Raw genomic sequence first — 19,083 nt, forward strand, 5'->3', positions numbered from 1 at the left:
GGGAGAAACAGACAATGAAAACCTTCAGTTTTGATATAACGCCTGATCATCCAAGAGAGACAGGCTGCAACAAGCGTCATCCGGTGCTGCAGATAGATGCCGCCATGCTGAGGCAAACGCTGCTAAGCGCGCTGACCAAGCTGGACCCCAGAGTGCAGCTGAAGAACCCCATCATGTTTGTGGTCTATATCGCCAGTATTCTTCTGTCGCTGGAGGCGGTGGCCATAGGCTTGGGTTGGCGCGCCGGAAATCCCTGGTTCAGCGGTATTATTGCCATCTGGCTGTGGCTGACCTTGCTGTTTGCCAACTTTGCCGAGGCGCTGGCCGAGGGACGCAGCAAGGCGCAGGCCGACAGTCTGCGGGGACTTCGACGCAGCAGCTGGGCCAACAAGCAGACAGACAAGGGGCTTGAGAAAGTACTCGCCGATACTCTGAAGTGCGGTGATATAGTGCGGGTGGAAGCCGGTGAGATCATTCCCTGCGACGGGGAGATTATTCAAGGGGTTGCCTCTGTGGATGAGAGCGCCATTACCGGTGAGTCGGCACCCGTTATCCGCGAGTCCGGTGGCGACTTCAGCTCTGTGGTGGGTGGAACCCGGCTGTTGTCAGACTGGCTGGTGGTGCGCTGTGCCCAGGAGAGCGGCAATACCTTCCTCGATCGCATGATTGCCATGGTGGACGGCGCCAAGCGGCGCAAGACCCCCAATGAGGTGGCGCTGAATATTTTGCTGATCACCCTGACGCTGATTTTCCTGTTGGTCACTGTGACTCTGGCGCCATTTTCCGCTTATGGTGCCATGGACAGCGGCGGCGAGCCTATCTCGATGACGGTGCTGCTGGCGCTGCTCATCTGCCTCATCCCCACCACCATAGGCGGGCTGCTGTCTACCGTGGGTATCGCCGGCATGAGCCGCATGATAGGCGTCAATGTGATAGCCACTTCGGGAAGGGCGGTGGAAGCCGCCGGTGATGTGGATGTGCTCTTGCTGGACAAGACAGGCACCATCACCCTGGGCAATCGCCAGGCGAGTGATTTTCTGCCTGTGGCCGGTATAGCTGAAGAGGCGTTGGCCAATGCGGCGCAGCTGGCCTCTCTTGCCGATGAAACCCCGGAGGGGCGCAGCATAGTGGTGCTGGCGAAACAGAAGTTTGCCATCCGGGAGCGCAGTCTTGCCGAGCTCGACGCCAGTTTTATTCCCTTTACTGCCCAAACCCGCATGAGCGGTATCAATCTGGGGACGAGGCAGATACGCAAAGGCTCTTTCGATGCCATCAGTCAATATGTGAAGGCCAACGGCGGCGAGGTTCCCAAAGAACTGGGAGCCTTGGTGGACAAGGTGGCCAAGCAGGGCTCCACTCCTCTGGTGGTGGCCGAAGGCAACAAACTTCTCGGGGTGATAGCGCTCAAGGACATAGTCAAAGGCGGTATTAAGGAGCGCTTTATCCAGCTGCGCAAGATGGGCATCAAAACCGTGATGATCACCGGCGATAACCCGCTCACCGCCGCGGCCATTGCCGCCGAGGCCGGAGTGGATGAGTATCTGGCCGAGGCCACACCCGAAGCCAAGCTGGCGCTGATTCGGCAATACCAGAATGAGGGCCGCCTGGTGGCCATGACAGGCGATGGCACCAATGACGCACCTGCGCTGGCACAGTCAGATGTGGCATTGGCAATGAACTCGGGCACCCAGGCGGCCAAGGAGGCCGGTAATATGGTGGATCTCGACTCCAACCCCACCAAGCTTATCGAAGTGGTGCATATCGGCAAACAGATGTTGATGACCCGTGGCTCGCTTACCAGTTTCAGCATAGCCAACGATCTGGCCAAATATTTTGCCATCATTCCCGCGGCCTTCAGCACCACCTTTCCGGCGCTCGAGAGCCTCAATCTGATGCGACTGCACTCGCCCGAGTCGGCGGTCATTTCGGCGGTGATCTTCAATGCGCTGATCCTGGTGGCGCTGTTGCCGCTGGCACTCAAGGGCGTGCGTTATCGCGCCATGGCGGCCGCCGCAGTGCTCAAACGCAACCTGTTGTTTTATGGGGTTGGCGGCCTGCTGTTGCCCTTTGTTGCCATTAAAGTCATAGACGCATTGCTTGCCGCTACTGGCTGGATCTGATTGGAGTATGTTATGAAAACCTTGAAAATGGGCTTGTGGGTATTTGGCGTTATCTTTGTCGTGACCGGGTTGGTCTATCCGCTGCTGGTAACTGTTGGCGCCACGGCACTGTTCCCGCACCAGGCAGGAGGCAGCATAATAGAGAGAGATGGCGTCTTACTGGGCTCAGAGCTTATCGGGCAGGACTACAAGGCGGATGGTTTTTTCCATGGTCGCGCCTCGGCCTCGGCTTATGACGCCCTGGCTTCCGGCGGCAGTAACCTGTCGCCCCACAGCCGTGAGTTGCAATCCCAGTGGCGGCAGCGAGCTGCGGCCTTGAATGCCCACAACCCTGGAAATTCGTCTGTGCCTGGGCTGCTGGTCACTGCCTCCGGCAGTGGTCTGGACCCCCATATCTCACCCGAGGCCGCCTACTGGCAGCTGGGGCGAGTCGCCAAGGCGAGAGGGGTCTCAGAGGCGCGGTTAAAGGCACTGATTGACAGCCATATTCGGCAGCCGCCCTTGCCCTTTATCGGCCAGCCTACGGTCAATGTTTCATTGCTGAACCTGGCATTGAGCAAAATGGAGTAATCACTTGTCAGAAATCAGGCCCAATGCCGATTTGCTGCTACAGCAACAGCCGTCCTCCCGGGGGCGGCTCAAAATCTTCTTCGGCGCCTTTGCCGGGGTGGGCAAAACCTATGCCATGCTCAGCGAGGCTCGCAGGCTAAGACTGCAGGGGCTGGATGTACTGGCCGGATTGGTGGAAACCCACGGCAGAGATGAGACGGCGGCCCTGCTCGAAGGCCTGGAGCTGCTGCCGCCCAAAGCGCTGAGCATAATGCACAGGCGTTATCAGGAGTTTGATATCGATGCCGTGCTTGCCCGGCATCCGGCGCTGGTATTGGTCGATGAGCTGGCTCACAGCAACGCTCCAGGATGCCGTCACCGCAAACGTTGGCAGGATGTCAAAGAGTTGCTGGATGCCGGTATAGATGTGTTTACCACAGTCAATGTGCAGCATCTTGAAAGCCTCAACGATCTGGTGGGTGGCATTACCGGTATCAAGGTGTCGGAAACCCTGCCGGACTCAGTGTTTTATGAGGCCGACGAAGTGGTGCTGGTGGACCTGCCACCCGATGATCTGATGCAGCGAATGCGTGAGGGTAAAATCTATCTCTCATCCCAGGTGGAAAGGGCGATAGAAAACTTCTTCAACCGTCAGAATCTCACCGCACTCAGGGAGTTGGCCCTCAACGCCACCGCCGAGCGGCTGGAGCAGCGCAGGCGTCAGGACAATGAGCCCGGCCTCAGGGGCGGCCTGCTGCTGGGGCTGACCCATGGTGAGCAGCAGGAGAAGCTTATTCGCCACGCCATGCGTCTGGCCAAGCGCCTCAACTGCCGCTGGTATGCCCTGCATGTGGAAACGCCCGAGGTGCAGCAGTGGGATGATAGCAAGCGGCAACAACTGCAGGATAACCTCAAGCTGGCCGAGAGCCTGGGGGCCGAGACCGCGACTCTGGTGGATCATGATATTTGCCACGGCTTGCTGGAATTTGCCGGCGAACACAGGTTGGAGCGGATCCTTATCGGCCACCACAGCGGCAAGCGGCAGCTGCCATGGCGTCGGGAGCTGGGCCAGCGTTTGAGAAAGCGCGCCGCAGATGAGGAGATTATCAGCCTCAACCTTGATCAAGCCACTAAGCAGCCCAAGGCTGCCAATCCCAGAGCCTGGCCCAGGCTGCGCCCGGCGAATATTGCCCTGGCTCTGGGTATGTCGGCCTTTTGTACCTTGCTTGGCTATTGGCTGGCGCCCTGGTTTCATGCCACCAACATAGTGATGATCTACCTCTTGGGCACTGTCTTGCTGTCGCTCAGGCTCGACAGAATGAGCGCCTTGTTGGCAACTTTGGTCAATGTGGCCTGCTTTGACCTCTTCTTTGTCGAGCCCAGGTTCTCCTTCTCGGTTGCCGATGCCCAATATCTGATGACCTTCTTCGCCATGGCCATAGTCAGTATCGCCATCACCCAACTCACACATACCACGCGTATTCAGGCGCAAATGGCCCGGCAGCGGGAGCTGCGCACCTATCAGCTGTTTGAGATGTCGCAGCAACTGGGCTCGGCGCAAACTGAGCGGGAGATGGCTGCCATCGCCCAGCAGCATATCGGCAAGAGCTTCGCCGCGGCGGTGGCGGTATTGAAGGCCGAAGAGCAGGGAACCTTGCTGTTGACCAAGGGGTTTACCCGTTATGATTCGGCCATTGCCAAGTGGAGCATAGCCAACAACTGTGCAGCCGGCACCGGAACAGATACCCTGCCCAATGCCGGTTGCTACTATCAGCCGGTAGCGATAGAGCAGCGGGTGCTGGCCATGGTGGTGCTCGAGCCTGTGAGTCTCAGCGGTTGGCTGGCACCTGAGCAGCAAAGGCTGCTCAATGCCTTTGTTTGCCTGTTGGCGCAGGCACTTGAGCGGCTCGAGCTGGCCAAGGCCTCCAAGCAGGCGCAGTTGAATGTGGAAACCGAAAAGATGCGCAGCACCATGCTATCTTCCCTGTCCCATGACTTGCGCACGCCGCTGACGCTTATCCGCAACCAGAGCGACAGCCTGGTGACCAGTCTGGCGCCTTTCCCCGAGCAGTGTCAGCAGGCGCGCCAACTGGCGCAGCGGATAGGCGAAACCATTCGCCTGACCAACAATGTGATGGAGATGATCCGCCTCGAGTCCTGCCATTTTATTTTGCAGCTCGACTGGCAGGATCTGGAGGAGATCCTCGGGGTGACGCTAAGGCAACTGGAACCCAGAACCCAGATTCGGTTGAATATCCCTGCCGAGCTGCCGCTTATCTATTGCGATGGCAATCTCATTCAGCGGGTGCTGTTGAATCTTTTGGAAAATGCATTTAAATATGGCCCGCCAAAGGTACAGATAAGCATCAGTGCCCAGTTGGATGCCGAGCAGTTTTATATCGAAGTGGCCGACAACGGGCCCGGGCTTCCCACAGAGGATGCCAGTTGGCTATTTACCAAGTTTGAGCGCGGCAACAAGGAGTGTGGCATTCCCGGGCTGGGGCTCGGCTTGGCCATCTGTCAGGCGATAGTCTCGGCCCACGGTGGCCGCATCTGGGCCCATAACCGCGAGCAGGGCGGCGCCGTGTTCACCTTCAGCTTGCCCTATGTTTCACCGCCCGAGATGTGCGGCGAAGAAGAGTATTTACCCGAGCAGGAATCCAGTTATGCCAGCATTGATTGAGCCGCAGCCGTTTCATCACAGAAGGGTATTGGTGATAGATGATGCCCAGGAGATCTGTCAGTTTGTCAGTAAGGCCTTGCAGCAGCTGGGGCTTGAGGTGTTCACCGCTCACTCGCTCAATCAGGGCTTGATGGAGGCCTCGACCCGGCAGCCGGATACTGTGATCCTGGATCTCGGCTTGCCCGATGGCGATGGCCAGAGCTTTATTCCCCGCTTTCGCAGCTGGAGTGATGCTCCTGTGATAGTGCTGTCGGCCCGCAGCGATGAAGCCGACAAGGTGCAGGCGCTTAACAGCGGCGCCGACGATTACCTGTGCAAGCCCTTCGGCATAGAGGAGCTGCTGGCCCGGGTGCGGGTGGCATTGAGGCGACACTTACGTCACAGCCATGAGCCGGAGGCTCAGGTGCAGCTGGGAGAGGTCTTGTTCGACCGCCGCCGTCAGCAGCTGAGCCGCAACGGCGAGCCCGTGCATCTGACCAAGACGGAATTAAAGCTCTTGAACGCCCTGCTGGAGCAGCCGGGCAAGGTGTTGACTCAACAGAGCCTGCTGAAACAGGTCTGGGGGCCGACATTTGTCGAGCATGGCCACTATGTGCGCACCTATATGAAGCATCTGCGCAATAAGATAGAAGCTGAGCCCGCCAACCCCAAATACCTGCTGACGGAAATCGGCATAGGTTATCGCCTCGTCACAGGTAAATAATGGAGAGGCCCGGCTCGGCTTCAAGCCTTAGTTTTTGATTTTGTCGCAAAAGCCGCCAGATAACGCCTTTGGCGTGATTTTGCCGACAAGGCGGCCGGTTTTAACTTTGGTGAACCTCTCCCGGCGTGTTATCTTTCCCTATTGATTTTCAGCCAGTCAGAGTAATCGGATTTTCATGTCACAGCCCCGTTTCGTCCATCTACGTGTTCACTCAGACTTTTCCATGACCGATGGTCTGGCCAAGGTCAAGCCCATTCTGGCCAAGGTGGCCGATGAGGGCATGGCGGCAGTGGCGCTGACGGATCAGAACAACCTCTGTGGCCTGGTGAAATTCTACGGTGGCTGCCATGGCGCCGGGATAAAGCCCATCATAGGGGCCGACTTCTGGATGTTGGTGCCCGGCTTTGAAGATGAGTTCTGCGCGCTTACCGTGCTGGCCATGGATAACGATGGCTACCAGAATCTGACCCAGCTGATCTCCAAGGCCTATCTGCGCGGCCAGGTGCGTGACCGGGTCGCTATCGATCAGGAGTGGCTGCTGGAGCACGGCGCCGGTATTTTGCTGCTCTCCGGTGCCCGGGAAGGGGACCTGGGCAAGGCGCTGCTCAAGGGCAACCAGAACCAGGCCCAGGAACTGACCGATTTCTATAAGCAGCACTTCAACGACCGTTACTTTATTGAGCTTATCCGCACCGGGCGCCCGGATGAGGAGCGCTACCTGCACATGGCGGTGGAACATGCCGCCAACACAGGCCTGCCTGTGGTTGCCACCAACCAGGTGGTGTTCATGACCCCGGAAGAGTTTGAGGCCCATGAAATTCGGGTGGCTATCCACGATGGCTACACACTGGCTGACCCCCGTAGACCCAAGAAATACAGCGAGCAGCAGTATCTCAAGACAGAAGCTGAGATGTGCGAGCTGTTTGCCGACATTCCGGAAGCGCTGCAAAACACGGTGGAGATAGCCAAGCGCTGTAACGTTACTGTGCGGCTCGGCGAATACTTCCTGCCCAACTTTCCCACGGGTGAGCTGTCCACCGAAGACTATCTGGTAATGCGCTCCAAAGAGGGACTGGAAGAGCGTCTCGAGTTCCTGTTCCCAGACCCACAGGAGCGGGCGGAAAAGCGCGGCGAGTATGACGAGCGTTTGGATATTGAGCTCAAGGTAATTAACCAGATGGGCTTTCCCGGCTACTTCCTTATCGTGATGGAGTTTATCCAGTGGGGTAAGGACAACGGTATTCCCGTGGGCCCGGGGCGGGGGTCGGGAGCCGGCTCCCTGGTGGCCTATGCGCTTAAGATCACTGACTTGGACCCGCTGGAATTTGACCTGCTGTTCGAACGTTTTCTTAACCCCGAGCGGGTGTCGATGCCCGACTTCGACGTCGACTTCTGTATGGACCGGCGTGACGAGGTTATCGATCACGTGGCCGAACTCTATGGCCGGGATGCAGTATCGCAGATCATCACCTTCGGTACCATGGCCGCCAAGGCGGTAGTGCGTGATGTGGGCCGGGTGCTGGGTCACCCCTATGGCTTTGTCGACAGAATTTCCAAGATGATCCCGGCCGAGCCCGGGATGACGCTGGCCAAGGCTTTTGAGGCCGAGCCTGCGCTGCCCGAAGCCTATGAGGCCGATGAGGATGTCAAAGACCTTATCGACATGTGCCGCAAGCTTGAGGGTGTGACCCGTAACGCGGGTAAGCACGCCGGGGGCGTGGTGATTGCGCCGACCAAGATCACCGATTTCTCGCCGCTTTATTGCGACGCGGAAGGGAAAAACCCGGTGACCCAGTTCGACAAGAACGACGTGGAAACCGCCGGCCTGGTGAAGTTTGACTTCCTGGGTCTCAGAACCCTGACCATTATCGACTGGGCGCTGGGGATGATTAACCCAAGGCTCGCCAAGCTCGGCAAGCCGCCGGTCGATATTGCCGCCATTCCGCTTGACGATGCCAAGTCCTTCGGGGTACTGAAACGCTACGAAACCACGGCGGTATTCCAGCTGGAATCCCGCGGCATGAAAGATCTTATCAAGCGTCTGCAGCCCGACTGCTTCGAAGATATGATCGCTCTGGTGGCCCTGTTCCGCCCAGGCCCCTTGCAGTCGGGGATGGTAGATAACTTTATCGAGCGTAAGCACGGCCACGAGGCCATCTCCTACCCGGATGAGAAGTGGCAACACGAGAGCCTCAAACCGATTTTGGATCCTACCTACGGCATCATCCTCTATCAGGAACAGGTGATGCAGATTGCCCAGACGCTGGCGGGGTATACCCTGGGCGGCGCGGACATGCTGCGCCGGGCCATGGGTAAGAAAAAGCCGGAAGAGATGGCCAAGCAGCGTGCCGGTTTTGAAGCCGGGGCGATAAAAAACGGCGTCGACGGCGAACTGGCGATGAAGATCTTCGATCTGGTGGAGAAATTCGCCGGTTACGGCTTCAACAAATCGCACTCGGCCGCCTATGCACTGGTGTCCTATCAGACCCTCTGGCTCAAGACCCACTATCCGTCTGAATTTATGGCGGCGGTAATGTCCGCCGATATGGATAACACAGACAAGATAGTGACCCTGGTGGATGAGTGTGAGCGCATGGGACTCAAGCTTATTCCGCCGGATGTCAACAAGGGCCTGTTCAAGTTTACCGTCGATGAAGAGCTCAATATCGTCTACGGTATAGGCGCCATCAAGGGCGTGGGCGAGGGGCCGGTCGAGTCGATTCTGGAAGCCCGCAAGGGGGGGCCGTTCAAAGACTTGTTCGACTTCTGCGCCCGGGTGGATTTGAAAAAACTCAACCGCCGGGTGATTGAGAAGCTGATCAATGCCGGCGCCATGGACAATCTGGGGCCACACCGGGCTTCCATGATGGCTACCTTGCCGGAGGCGATACGCGCCGCCGATCAGCACGCCAAGGCCGAGGCCATAGGTCAGTGCGACATGTTCGGTCTGCTCAACGACGACCCAGAGGACAGCAAGCAACAGTTTGTTGACTGCCCGCGTTGGCCGGACAAGGTCTGGTTGGAAGGGGAGCGTGAGACCCTGGGGCTTTACCTCACAGGTCACCCCATCAACCAATATCTCAAAGAGCTCAGGCACTACACCTCCGGGCGGCTCAAGGATATTCACCCCACAGACAGGGGCAAGACGGTCAAGGCCGCCGGATTGGTGGTCGCCACCCGGGTGATGCTGACCAAGCGAGGCTCCAAGATGGGGCTGCTGACACTGGACGACAAGAGTGCCCGTCTGGAAGTGATGCTGTTTACCGAGGCCTTCGAGAAATTCAATCACCTGCTGGAGAAAGACAGGATCCTCATCTGTGAAGGTGAAGTGAGCTTCGATGACTTCTCCGGCGGTAACCGGATGACGGCGCGCAACATCATAGATATGGGCGAAGCCCGCAGCCACTTTGCGGCGGCGGTGGAGCTGGATCTCGATGCGGCAATATTGAGCCCGGAATGGCTGACACAGTTTTATGAGACCCTTTCGCCCTGGCGCGGTGGCTCTGTGCCTGTGGCGATCAACTATCGTCAGGCCCAGGCCAAGGGACAGTTCCGTTTGAGTGACGACTGGCGGGTAAACCCCAGTGATGAACTCATGATGGCACTGGAAGCCATGCTCGGCACAGATAAGGTCAGGATCCTCTTTTAATGTCTCACACTCTGGTCGATACCCTGGTACTCAAGTTAACGGCGCTGCTGGATCAAATCGGCGCCACGGCTGACAACCACCTCTGGCTGGGTTACAGCGGCGGTATGGACTCAGAGCTGCTGGCCTACACCTTGGCGCGCTTTCGCCAGACTCATTCCAATACGCCTTATCAAATCTCCCTGGTGCACGTACACCATGGCCTCAGCCGCAATGCCGATGCCTGGGCGGCCCATTGTCGCCAAAGAGCCGAGCATTATGGCCTGAATTTTGTTCTTCGGAAGGTGCAACTTGAGCTCGGCCCGCGCGTCAGTATCGAGGCCGAGGCGCGGCGCGCTCGCTATCAGGCGATTGCCGAGTTGCTCAATCCCGGCGATATTCTGCTGACGGCCCATCATCAGGACGATCAGTTGGAGACGCTGCTGCTGGCGCTCAAGCGCGGTCAGGGCCCCAAGGGACTGGCGGCCATGGGGCAAGCTCAGCACTTGGCTCTGATATCTAAGGCAGAAAGTTCCTTGGCTCAGACATCCAGGGCAGAAAGTGCGCCATGCTGGCAATTACGGCCCATGCTGGACAGCAGCCGGGCTCAAATAGAGCAGGCGGTGGCGAGTCTCGAGCTGCCCTATATCAATGATGAGAGTAATCAGGACACCCAGTATGACCGCAACTTCCTGCGCGCCGAGGTGATCCCTGTTCTCAAGCAGCGCTGGCCTTCGATTGCCACTACGGCCTCACGCAGCGCCGCCCTGTGCGCCGAGCAGCAGTTGCTGCTCGATGAAGTCAGCGCCGAAAAGTTGCAGCCCTTGCTCGGCCGTTGCTGCTTCAGCGGCGTTAGGGTGCTGGATAGCGCCGGGCTCAAAGTGCTGTCACCCCAGTGGCAGGCGCAGTTGCTGCGGCAGTTTATTCAGATGCAGCGCTTGCCCTTACCGGCGCAGGTACAGTTGCAGCAAGCCTTGGCGCAGCTACTCGATGCCAGGGAGGATGCTCAGCTTGAGCTTAGCTTTAAGGGATTGCTCCTCAAGCGTTATGGGCAACAGATCTATGCCATGGCGCCTCTGCCGGGGGCAGCATTCCAGCTGCTTGATGGCGCAGGTTCGGCTGAAGATTTGGCAGCAAAAAACTCGAAACTGACCCTGAGCCAAAAGCAGCTGCAAGCTTTGAGCCAAGGGCAGAGTCTGAGTGTTGGGCTCACCTCCCCCTGGCAGCGCCTGGAGCTGACATTGGCAGACTCAGGGCCCAGGGTGGCGCTGGCTCAAGTCATGGCCCCACAACTGGCGTCACTATCGGCGTCACTAGGGGCAAAAGTTCAACTATCAGATACCGCTGCTGCGCCTGAATTGCTCATGGGGCTCAAGGGCAGTTACCGCTGTCAACCCCACAATAGAGACAAGGGGCGGGAGCTCAAGAAACTCTGGCATGAACTCGGGGTGCCGCCCTGGCTCAGAGACAGAGTGCCGCTGCTGATGCAAAATGGCCGACTGCTGGCGCTGGCCGGTGGTTTTGTCGAGCGTAGCGCACTGGCCTCTGGTTCTGAACCCGGAATCGTGTTGAAGCTGGTGGCCGATGCAAGCTTTGAGTGACGGCCACCAGAGTTAATTGGTGTTGCCCTATACATGCTGCGGGTTACCGCTTGGGTAATTTAGTGTCTTTATGAGCATGCTACAGCGGTCTGACTTTGACTGTCAGTGATAAGCTTTTGGGGATAGAGTTAACCTTTGTTAATTAATATTCAGTGGCAGCCATCCGCAACTGAATCATCCTGGTTGTTGGTATATTCGTATCGACACTTTGTCTTTTTAGCCTTTCAAATAGTGTTTTTCTAAATTTTTTGCCATTATATTTGTGATTTCTCAATTGATTCGAGATTTTATTAGTTTGTTTTGGTATTACCAATTTACATTCAGGCAGGTTTTTTGTTATAGATTGGTTGTGTTTTTTGATGCCGGTCACATACCTCAATAGATACTCACTGTTAGTTCAGAATGAAAATGTGACTACAAATGACATTTTTCTGCATGTTTACCATTTGTACCCGGGTTGAGTTGTTCGCCGTCCCGGCCTGCCCTTAATCGGGAAAAGCGAGCCAAGCCGTTAACAATGATGAGGAAGAGATGATGTCGCTATCTGAGCAACTCATGGAGTCTGTAGGGATTATGCTGCTCGGTATGGGGTTGGTTTATCTATTTTTGGGGTTGCTGATCTTGGGGATCCGGATATCGGCTCACTATCTGGCACCGAGACCCGGTTTGGAAACGAGTCACTCACAAACGCAGGAAAGAGCTGCGGCTCGCTCCCCCGGCGTAGCTCAAGTCGGAGCGCCCACACCGCAACAGCTGGCAGCCATTAGCTGTGCCATTCACCAATACCGCAAACAGGCTTAACTGCCGTAATCTGATGGATAAGAAAGATGAGTAAAGCTTTAGCATTAACCGACGTTGTCCTGCGGGATGCTCACCAATCACTATTGGCAACCAGAATGCGTATCGACGATATGTTGCCAATCGCCGCCAAGTTGGACAGTGTTGGCTTCTGGTCCCTGGAGTCTTGGGGCGGTGCCACCTTCGATGCCTGTATCCGTTATTTGGGGGAGGATCCCTGGGAGCGGATCCGGGCGCTGAAACAAGCTATGCCTAATACTCCGCAGCAGATGTTATTGAGAGGGCAAAATCTGCTGGGTTATCGCCATTACAGTGACGACCTGGTGACCCGGTTTGTCGAGCGCGCCCATGAGAGCGGAGTCGATGTATTCCGAGTATTCGATGCCATGAACGATGTGCGCAACTTGCAAGCGGCGCTGAAAGCCGTGATTGATGTTGGCGCTCATGCCCAGGGCACAATTTCTTATACCACAAGCCCCGTACATACACTGCAAACCTGGTTGACCATGGCCAAGCAGCTGGAAGATATGGGCTGCCATTCACTCTGTATCAAGGATATGGCCGGGTTGCTCAAGCCGATGGAGGCCTTCGAGCTAATAAGCCGCTTGAAGTCGGAAACCGATCTCTTGATCACCATGCAGTGCCATGCCACCACAGGGTTATCGACTGCCACCTATCAAAAGGCGATTGAGGCCGGGGTCGATGTGCTGGATACGGCCATCTCTTCCATGAGCCAAACCTATGGTCACAGTGCCACCGAGACCTTGGTTGCCATGGTCGAAGACACCGATAGGGCGACCGGCTATGACTTGGCGCTGCTGGAGGAGATTGCCGCCTATTTCCGTGAAGTCAGAAAAAAATATGCCCGTTTCGAAGGGGCGCTCAAGGGCATAGATTCACGCATTCTGCGGGCTCAGGTGCCGGGTGGCATGCTGACCAATATGGAAAACCAGCTCAGAGAGCAGGGCGCCGAGGACAAGCTGGACCTGGTGCTCGAAGAGATCCCCAGAGTGCGGGAAGATCTGGGCTTTATTCCACTGGTGACCCCCACCTCCCAGATTGTTGGTACCCAGGCGGTAATCAATGTGCTGATGGGCGAGCGCTATAAGTCGCTGACCAAGGAGACAGAAGGGGTTCTCAAGGGCGAATATGGCGCCACCCCGGCCAAGGTCAACAGTAAATTGCAACAGCGGGTGCTGCAGGGAGCCGAGCCTGTGAGTTGCCGCCCGGCCGATCTGCTCGCGCCCGAGCTTGAACATCTGCGGGCCGAACTGGCCGAAAAAGCGTTGGCGCAAGGTCTGAGGCTCAGTGATGAGCGCGATGATGATGTGCTGACGTATGCACTGTTCCCGCAAATCGGTCTGCAGTTTATTAAGAACCGTGGTAATCCTGCGGCATTTGAACCCAAGCCAGAATTGGAAGCTCCTCAGCCGCAAGCCACTCAAACCAAGGCCGGTGGTCGTCAGCCCGAGGTTTATACCGTAGATGTGCAGGGCCAGCGTTTTGTGGTGCAGGTCAGTGAAGGCGGTGATATCAGTCAGGTGGCGCCTTTGCCGGTGGCAGAGCCCCAGGCCACCCCAGTGCAGGCCCCTGCTGTTGCCTCTGGCCCGGAGCTGGAGATGAGCGCGCCGCTTTCCGGCAATATCTTCAAGGTACAGGTGGCCGCCGGAGACAGCGTTCGCGCCGGTGATGTCGTTATCATCCTCGAAGCGATGAAGATGGAAACTGAGATCCGGGCTCAGGCCGATGGCGTGGTCAGCCGCATTCTGGTCAAGGAAGGCGATGCCGTCAGCGTCGGTACCAAGCTGTTGGCTCTGGCCTAAGGAGCAATGATGGACGGTTTACTCGCTTTTTGGTCCGAGACGGGAATAGCGCACTTTACCTGGCCGCAGGCCTTGATGATGTTGGTCGGCGCCTTGCTGTTGTATCTGGCAATCGTGCGCAAGTTTGAGCCATTGCTGCTGCTTCCCATCGGCTTCGGCGCCATTCTGGCCAATATCCCCAACGCAGGATTTACCGAGGAAGGTGGGCTGCTCTACTATGTTTATCACGTGGGCATAGATACCGGGATTTTTCCGCTGCTGATCTTTATGGGGGTCGGCGCCATGACAGACTTCGGCGCCTTGATAGCCAACCCCAAGACGCTGTTGCTGGGCGCGGCCGCTCAGTTCGGGATCTTTGCCACCCTGATTGGTGCGATAGCCCTTAACCTGGTGCCCGGGTTTGAGTTCAGTATGCAAGATGCCGGTGCCATCGCCATCATAGGCGGCGCCGATGGTCCGACGGCCATTTTCCTCGCCTCCAAACTGGCGCCTGATTTGCTGGGAGCCATTGCGGTGGCGGCATACTCCTACATGGCCTTGGTGCCGCTTATTCAGCCACCCATCATGCGGGCCTTGACCACGGAAGCCGAGCGGCAGATCAAGATGGAACAGCTGCGGGAAGTCAGCAAGAAGGAGAAGATCATCTTCCCCCTTATGGTGCTGGGAATGACCATACTGTTTTTGCCGACGGCGACCCCCCTGGTGGGCATGTTCTGTCTCGGAAATCTGATGCGTGAGTCCGGGGTGGTGGATAGACTTTCCAACACGGCGCAGAACGAACTTATCAATATAGTCACCATTTTCCTCGGATTGGCGGTGGGTTCCAAGCTCTCGGCCGAGCAGTTTCTTCGGGTCGAGACATTGGGGATCTTGCTGCTCGGGGCGGTGGCTTTCAGCATTGGCACCGCTGCCGGGGTCTTGATGGCCAAGCTTATGTGCAAACTCAGTGGTGGCAAGGTCAACCCCTTGATTGGTGCCGCCGGGGTCTCGGCCGTTCCCATGGCCGCCAGGGTGGTGAATAAGGTGGGGCTAGAGGCCAATCAGCAAAACTTCCTGTTGATGCACGCCATGGGCCCTAATGTGGCCGGGGTGCTGGGCAGTGCAGTCGCTGCCGGTATTCTGTTGGCGGTATTGGGCAACTGAGCGCTTTGAGCGCTTAACGCTGAGTGCCATGACGTTAAAATAACCGGCGTAGCCAGTGGCCGCGCCGGTTATCTGTTTTAAGGCTCGCTAGCGGGTAATCTGCAACGAACGGGTTTTGGTACGCTCTGAGTCGATTCAAGCACTCATTTCAAAGGCTCATATCAAAAGCTTAGGTCGTCAGCCAGATGGCCAGTGACAGCAGGGCTATCAAGGCGCCACTGACGCCTATTATCCAAATAAACCCGCGTTTCCCCTGCGCCAAAGGGACATTATTGAAGTGTAAAAATGCTATCCAGAATAGGGACAGGATAATAGGCAGAAACAAAAGACGGGCCATGATTGCTCACTATTCAAAGGGATATGGCTTAATCATAGACTGGGATACTCACGGAGTACCAGTCAGATGCTTGAATATTGCTCGCTGCAATGCCTTTATCCGCCAGCACCTTAATTAACATCTGTCTCAGTTTCTTGGCTTGGGACAAGTATGGCTCTAGTGGCAGACTCAGCTGGGCAAGGGCGCCATTTTCTTATATCTTTCAGCACTAAAAAATCAGTTTTTATCCATTTATCTATAAAGTCCGCCTGGCCGGGCCTTTGATTCAAGCAGTATGCAGGAAGGTATCTTATGTGGGAACTCTGGCTGATGTTCAGCGGCGCTTTTTTGGCGGCGACATTGCTGCCTGGAGGCTCGGAAGTCTTGTTGCTGGCTTTGCTGGACAAGCAGCCGGAGATGGCATGGTCGCTGCTGCTTAGCGCTACTATAGGCAACACCTTGGGGGCCTTGAGCAGCTATCTACTTGGGCTTTTGGGGCGCAAGGCTGTCACGCCAGAGCAACTCGACAGTGGTCGTCACAAGCAGGCGCTGGCGCTGCTGAAGCGCTACGGTTATTGGGCCTTGTTACTTTCTTGGGTGCCGCTTATTGGCGATATTTTGTGCCTTTTAGCTGGTTGGATGAAACTTCCTCTTACAAAATCCACTCTGATGATTTTGACAGGCAAGGGCCTGCGCTATTTGATAATTGTGTTGTTGGCTTTAGAGTGGCTGCAATGAGTTTTTTGAGTTTGGTTTCTGGTTGAAGGAGTAACGTTTTGAAGAAATGGTTATTGGCGGCGGCAATTTCGGCCGCATTGGCGGGTTGCTCAGTGCAAACCGACACAGGATTGACTGAGGTTTCCTCGGTACAACTGCCGGCGGGAGTGACGCTAGTCGAGTCGGTCACCCCCAAGGCCGGTGAAGTCGGTATCCCTTACAGCAAGTATCGCTTGGCCAACGGCCTGACCGTGATACTGCATCAGGACAATTCTGATCCTCTGGTGCATGTGGATGTGACCTATCATGTGGGCTCGGCCAGAGAGCAGGCCGGACGCAGTGGTTTTGCCCATCTGTTTGAACATATGATGTTCCAGGGCTCTGCGAATGTGGCCGATGAACAGCATTTCAAGATAGTCACCGAGGCCGGCGGCACCTTGAATGGCACCACCAACACAGATCGCACCAACTATTTCGAAACTGTTCCCAGTAATCAATTGGAAAAAATGCTTTGGCTGGAGTCGGATCGCATGGGCTACCTGCTTCCGGCCCTGACCGACAAGAAATTTGAAGTGCAGCGGGAAACCGTGAAAAACGAACGGGCCCAGCGCATCGATAACCGTCCTTATGGGCGGATGAATGAACGCTTCAATCAGGCGTTTTATCCCGCCGGTCATCCCTATTCCTGGCCTGTTATCGGTTGGCCTGAGGATCTCGACCGCGCCACGCCTGACGATGTAAGACACTTTTTCCAGCGCTGGTATGGCCCCAACAATGCCACTCTGACCATAGGCGGCGATATAGATACCGCGCAAACATTGGCCTGGGTCAGCAAGTACTTTGGAGATATTCCCAAAGGGCCTGAAGTAGCAGACGAGGCCAAGCCTTTGGTAACGCTGGACAAGAGCCGCTATATCTCGATGGAAGATAAGGTCCATCTGCCACTCATCCGCATGGCTTTCCCAACCGTTTATGCCCGTCACCAGGATGAGGCTGCGCTGGATCTGCTGGCCAATATTCTCGGAGGCGGCAAGACCTCGCTGGTTTACAAGAATCTGGTGAAAGATGGTTATGCGGTGCAGGCCGGGGTCAGTCATCCTTGCCAGGAGCTTGCCTGTCAAATGTCCATCTACGCCTTGGCCAATCCGGCCAAGGGCGGAGCACTGGCGCCGATAGAGGCCAAGATCCGCGAATCGATTGCCGAATTTGAACAGCGGGGCGTCACAGATGAAGATCTGCAGAAGGTCAAGGTGCAGTTCCGCGCCGACAGTATCTTCTCGCTGCAGAGTGTCTCGGGTAAGGTGTCCAACCTGGCCTATAACCAGACATTCGCCGGTGATCCCAATCAGATAGCCAAAGATTTAGCCCGTTATGATGCAGTGACCAAAGAAGATGTGATGCGGGTATTTAAGCGCTATATCAAGGATAAGCCCAGTGTGGTGATGAGCGTGGTGCCCATGGGCGCCAAGGCGCTGGTGGCCAAGGCCGATAACTTCACCCCGCCTGAGCCAAGGGTTGCCGCCGAAGCCGTTGCCGGGTTGCAGCAGGCCGTAAGTGCCAACAGCAGTTTCGATCGCAGTAAGATCCCCGCTGCTGGCAAGGCGCCCTCCATGCAGGTGCCCAAGCTTTGGTCTGCCCAGCTGAACAACGGTATCAGTGTCATGGGCACTGAAAGCCATGAAACGCCCACTACCGAGCTGGTCATCTACCTCAACGGTGGTCACAGACTGGTGCCGGTGGAAAAGGCCGGGCTCGCCGGTTTGACGGCGGCCATGCTCAATGAATCCAGCGCCAAACGCAGCAGTGAAGAACTGGCCCAGGCGCTGGAGCTGCTGGGATCTTCCGTGGTGTTTGACAGTAGCGGTTATCAAAGCAGCATCCGGATCTCGGCCTTGACCGAAAACTTGGATAAGACCCTGGCGATAGTCGAAGAAAGGCTGTTTGAGCCAGGCTTCAAGGAAGCCGATTTCGAGCGGGTAAAACAGCAACAGTTGCAGAGCCTGCAACATCTGGCCTCGGATCCCAACTATCTGGCCGAAGAGGGGTTCAGTAAGTTGTTGTTTGGCAGCCAGACCAGTCTAGGTGTCAATGATAACGGCACGCTTGAGAGTGTCAGCCAGCTGACGCTCGATGATATCAAGGCTTTCTATAAGGAGCAGTATCGAGCCGGTAACGCCCAACTGGTGGCGGTAACCGATCTGCCTCGCGAGCAGCTAATCGGTAAGCTCAAGGGATTAGAGTCTTGGGGCGGTCAGGCGGTGTCTTTGCCGGCCTTGAGTGAGCTGCCCGAGGGCAAACCCGGAGTGGTATTCCTTATCGATAAGCCGGGAGCAGCCCAGTCGGTTATCAGCATAGGCAAGCGCGCCCTGCCTTACGATGCCACGGGCGACTTCTTCAAGGCTTACCTGATGAACTATCCCTTAGGCGGCGCTTTCAACAGCCGTATCAACCTTAACCTCAGGGAAGACAAGGGCTACACCTATGGTGCCCGTAGCTTCTTCAGTGGGGGGATTGAGCAGGGCTACTTCAAGGCGGGCGCCAGCGTTCGCAGCGATGTCACCGACAAGGCGCTGGCCGAGTTTATCAAGGAGCTCAAGGCTTATCATGATAAGGGGATGACGGCACAAGAGCTTAGCTTTATGCGGGCCTCCATCTCTCAGGGCAAGGCTCTGGATTATGAAACGCCTTACCAAAAGGCCGGCTTTATCCGCATGATCCAGAAGTACGGTCTGAGCGATGATTTTACCGCCCGTCAGGATGAGATTATCAATGATGCCACGCTGGGCAGCCTCAATGAACTGGCCAAAGAATGGTTGGATCCTGCCAGCATGCAAATATTGGTGGTCGGGGATAAAAATCTTATCGAGCCTGGGATTAAGGCAATGGGTTATTCAGTGATCAATCTGCCCTTGTAAAACGACCACTTTGACCCCATATTGATCTTAACCGCGGCGGGTTACGACTCGCTTGCCACTACGCAAGGCGGTGATGCTTCGAGGAGCATC

At 56.4% G+C, this 19,083-nt stretch carries 12 protein-coding genes; 11 read left to right on the forward strand and 1 reads right to left on the reverse strand.

Annotated features, from left to right (window positions below):
• The first annotated feature begins 14 nt into the window (after positions 1-14).
• The 9 genes from kdpB to CBE72_RS16810 all read left to right on the forward strand — a co-directional run bounded on the left by kdpB (position 15) and on the right by CBE72_RS16810 (position 15,045).
• Positions 15-2,120, forward strand: a complete 2,106-nt coding sequence (gene kdpB / locus CBE72_RS16770; RefSeq protein WP_100145183.1) for a potassium-transporting ATPase subunit KdpB — start codon at positions 15-17, stop codon at positions 2,118-2,120.
• Positions 2,121-2,132: 12 nt separating this feature from the next.
• Positions 2,133-2,690, forward strand: coding sequence for a potassium-transporting ATPase subunit KdpC (gene kdpC / locus CBE72_RS16775; protein ID WP_100145185.1), 558 nt, complete (start codon positions 2,133-2,135; stop codon positions 2,688-2,690).
• Between the two features lie 4 nt (positions 2,691-2,694).
• Positions 2,695-5,352, forward strand: a complete 2,658-nt coding sequence (locus tag CBE72_RS16780; RefSeq protein ID WP_100145186.1) for an ATP-binding protein — start codon at positions 2,695-2,697, stop codon at positions 5,350-5,352.
• The gene (locus CBE72_RS16785) at positions 5,336-6,055 is read left to right on the forward strand and encodes a response regulator (protein WP_100145188.1); all 720 of its coding nucleotides are present in this window, start codon (positions 5,336-5,338) and stop codon (positions 6,053-6,055) included. The genes CBE72_RS16780 and CBE72_RS16785 overlap by 17 nt, the downstream gene beginning before the upstream one ends.
• A gap of 175 nt (positions 6,056-6,230) precedes the next feature.
• Positions 6,231-9,704, forward strand: coding sequence for a DNA polymerase III subunit alpha (gene dnaE / locus CBE72_RS16790; protein WP_100145190.1), 3,474 nt, complete (start codon positions 6,231-6,233; stop codon positions 9,702-9,704).
• Positions 9,704-11,281: a tRNA lysidine(34) synthetase TilS gene (gene tilS / locus CBE72_RS16795; RefSeq protein WP_100145192.1), complete on the forward strand. Its 1,578-nt coding sequence runs from the start codon at positions 9,704-9,706 to the stop codon at positions 11,279-11,281. The genes dnaE and tilS overlap by 1 nt, the downstream gene beginning before the upstream one ends.
• A 531-nt stretch (positions 11,282-11,812) precedes the next feature.
• On the forward strand, positions 11,813-12,082 hold the full coding sequence (locus CBE72_RS16800) for an OadG family transporter subunit (protein WP_100145194.1): 270 nt from the start codon (positions 11,813-11,815) through the stop codon (positions 12,080-12,082).
• Positions 12,083-12,108: 26 nt separating this feature from the next.
• Entirely contained in the window at positions 12,109-13,902 is a 1,794-nt protein-coding gene (gene oadA / locus CBE72_RS16805; RefSeq protein WP_100145196.1) for a sodium-extruding oxaloacetate decarboxylase subunit alpha, read from the forward strand.
• A 9-nt stretch (positions 13,903-13,911) separates the two neighbouring features.
• Complete coding sequence (locus CBE72_RS16810; protein WP_100145198.1) at positions 13,912-15,045, forward strand: sodium ion-translocating decarboxylase subunit beta; 1,134 nt, start codon at positions 13,912-13,914, stop codon at positions 15,043-15,045.
• Positions 15,046-15,214: 169 nt separating this feature from the next.
• On the opposite strand, the gene CBE72_RS20265 is transcribed toward CBE72_RS16810, so the two are convergent.
• Positions 15,215-15,382, reverse strand: a complete 168-nt coding sequence (locus tag CBE72_RS20265) for a hypothetical protein (protein ID WP_167387693.1) — start codon at positions 15,380-15,382, stop codon at positions 15,215-15,217.
• A 291-nt stretch (positions 15,383-15,673) separates the two neighbouring features.
• On the opposite strand from CBE72_RS20265, the gene CBE72_RS16815 reads away from it, so the two are divergent.
• Complete coding sequence (locus CBE72_RS16815; RefSeq protein ID WP_071477249.1) at positions 15,674-16,099, forward strand: YqaA family protein; 426 nt, start codon at positions 15,674-15,676, stop codon at positions 16,097-16,099.
• Positions 16,100-16,137: 38 nt separating this feature from the next.
• Positions 16,138-18,993: a M16 family metallopeptidase gene (locus tag CBE72_RS16820; protein WP_100145200.1), complete on the forward strand. Its 2,856-nt coding sequence runs from the start codon at positions 16,138-16,140 to the stop codon at positions 18,991-18,993.
• Positions 18,994-19,083 lie beyond the last annotated feature (90 nt).

Source organism: Shewanella carassii (assembly GCF_002777975.1).
Classification (GTDB): Bacteria; Pseudomonadota; Gammaproteobacteria; order Enterobacterales; family Shewanellaceae; genus Shewanella; species Shewanella carassii.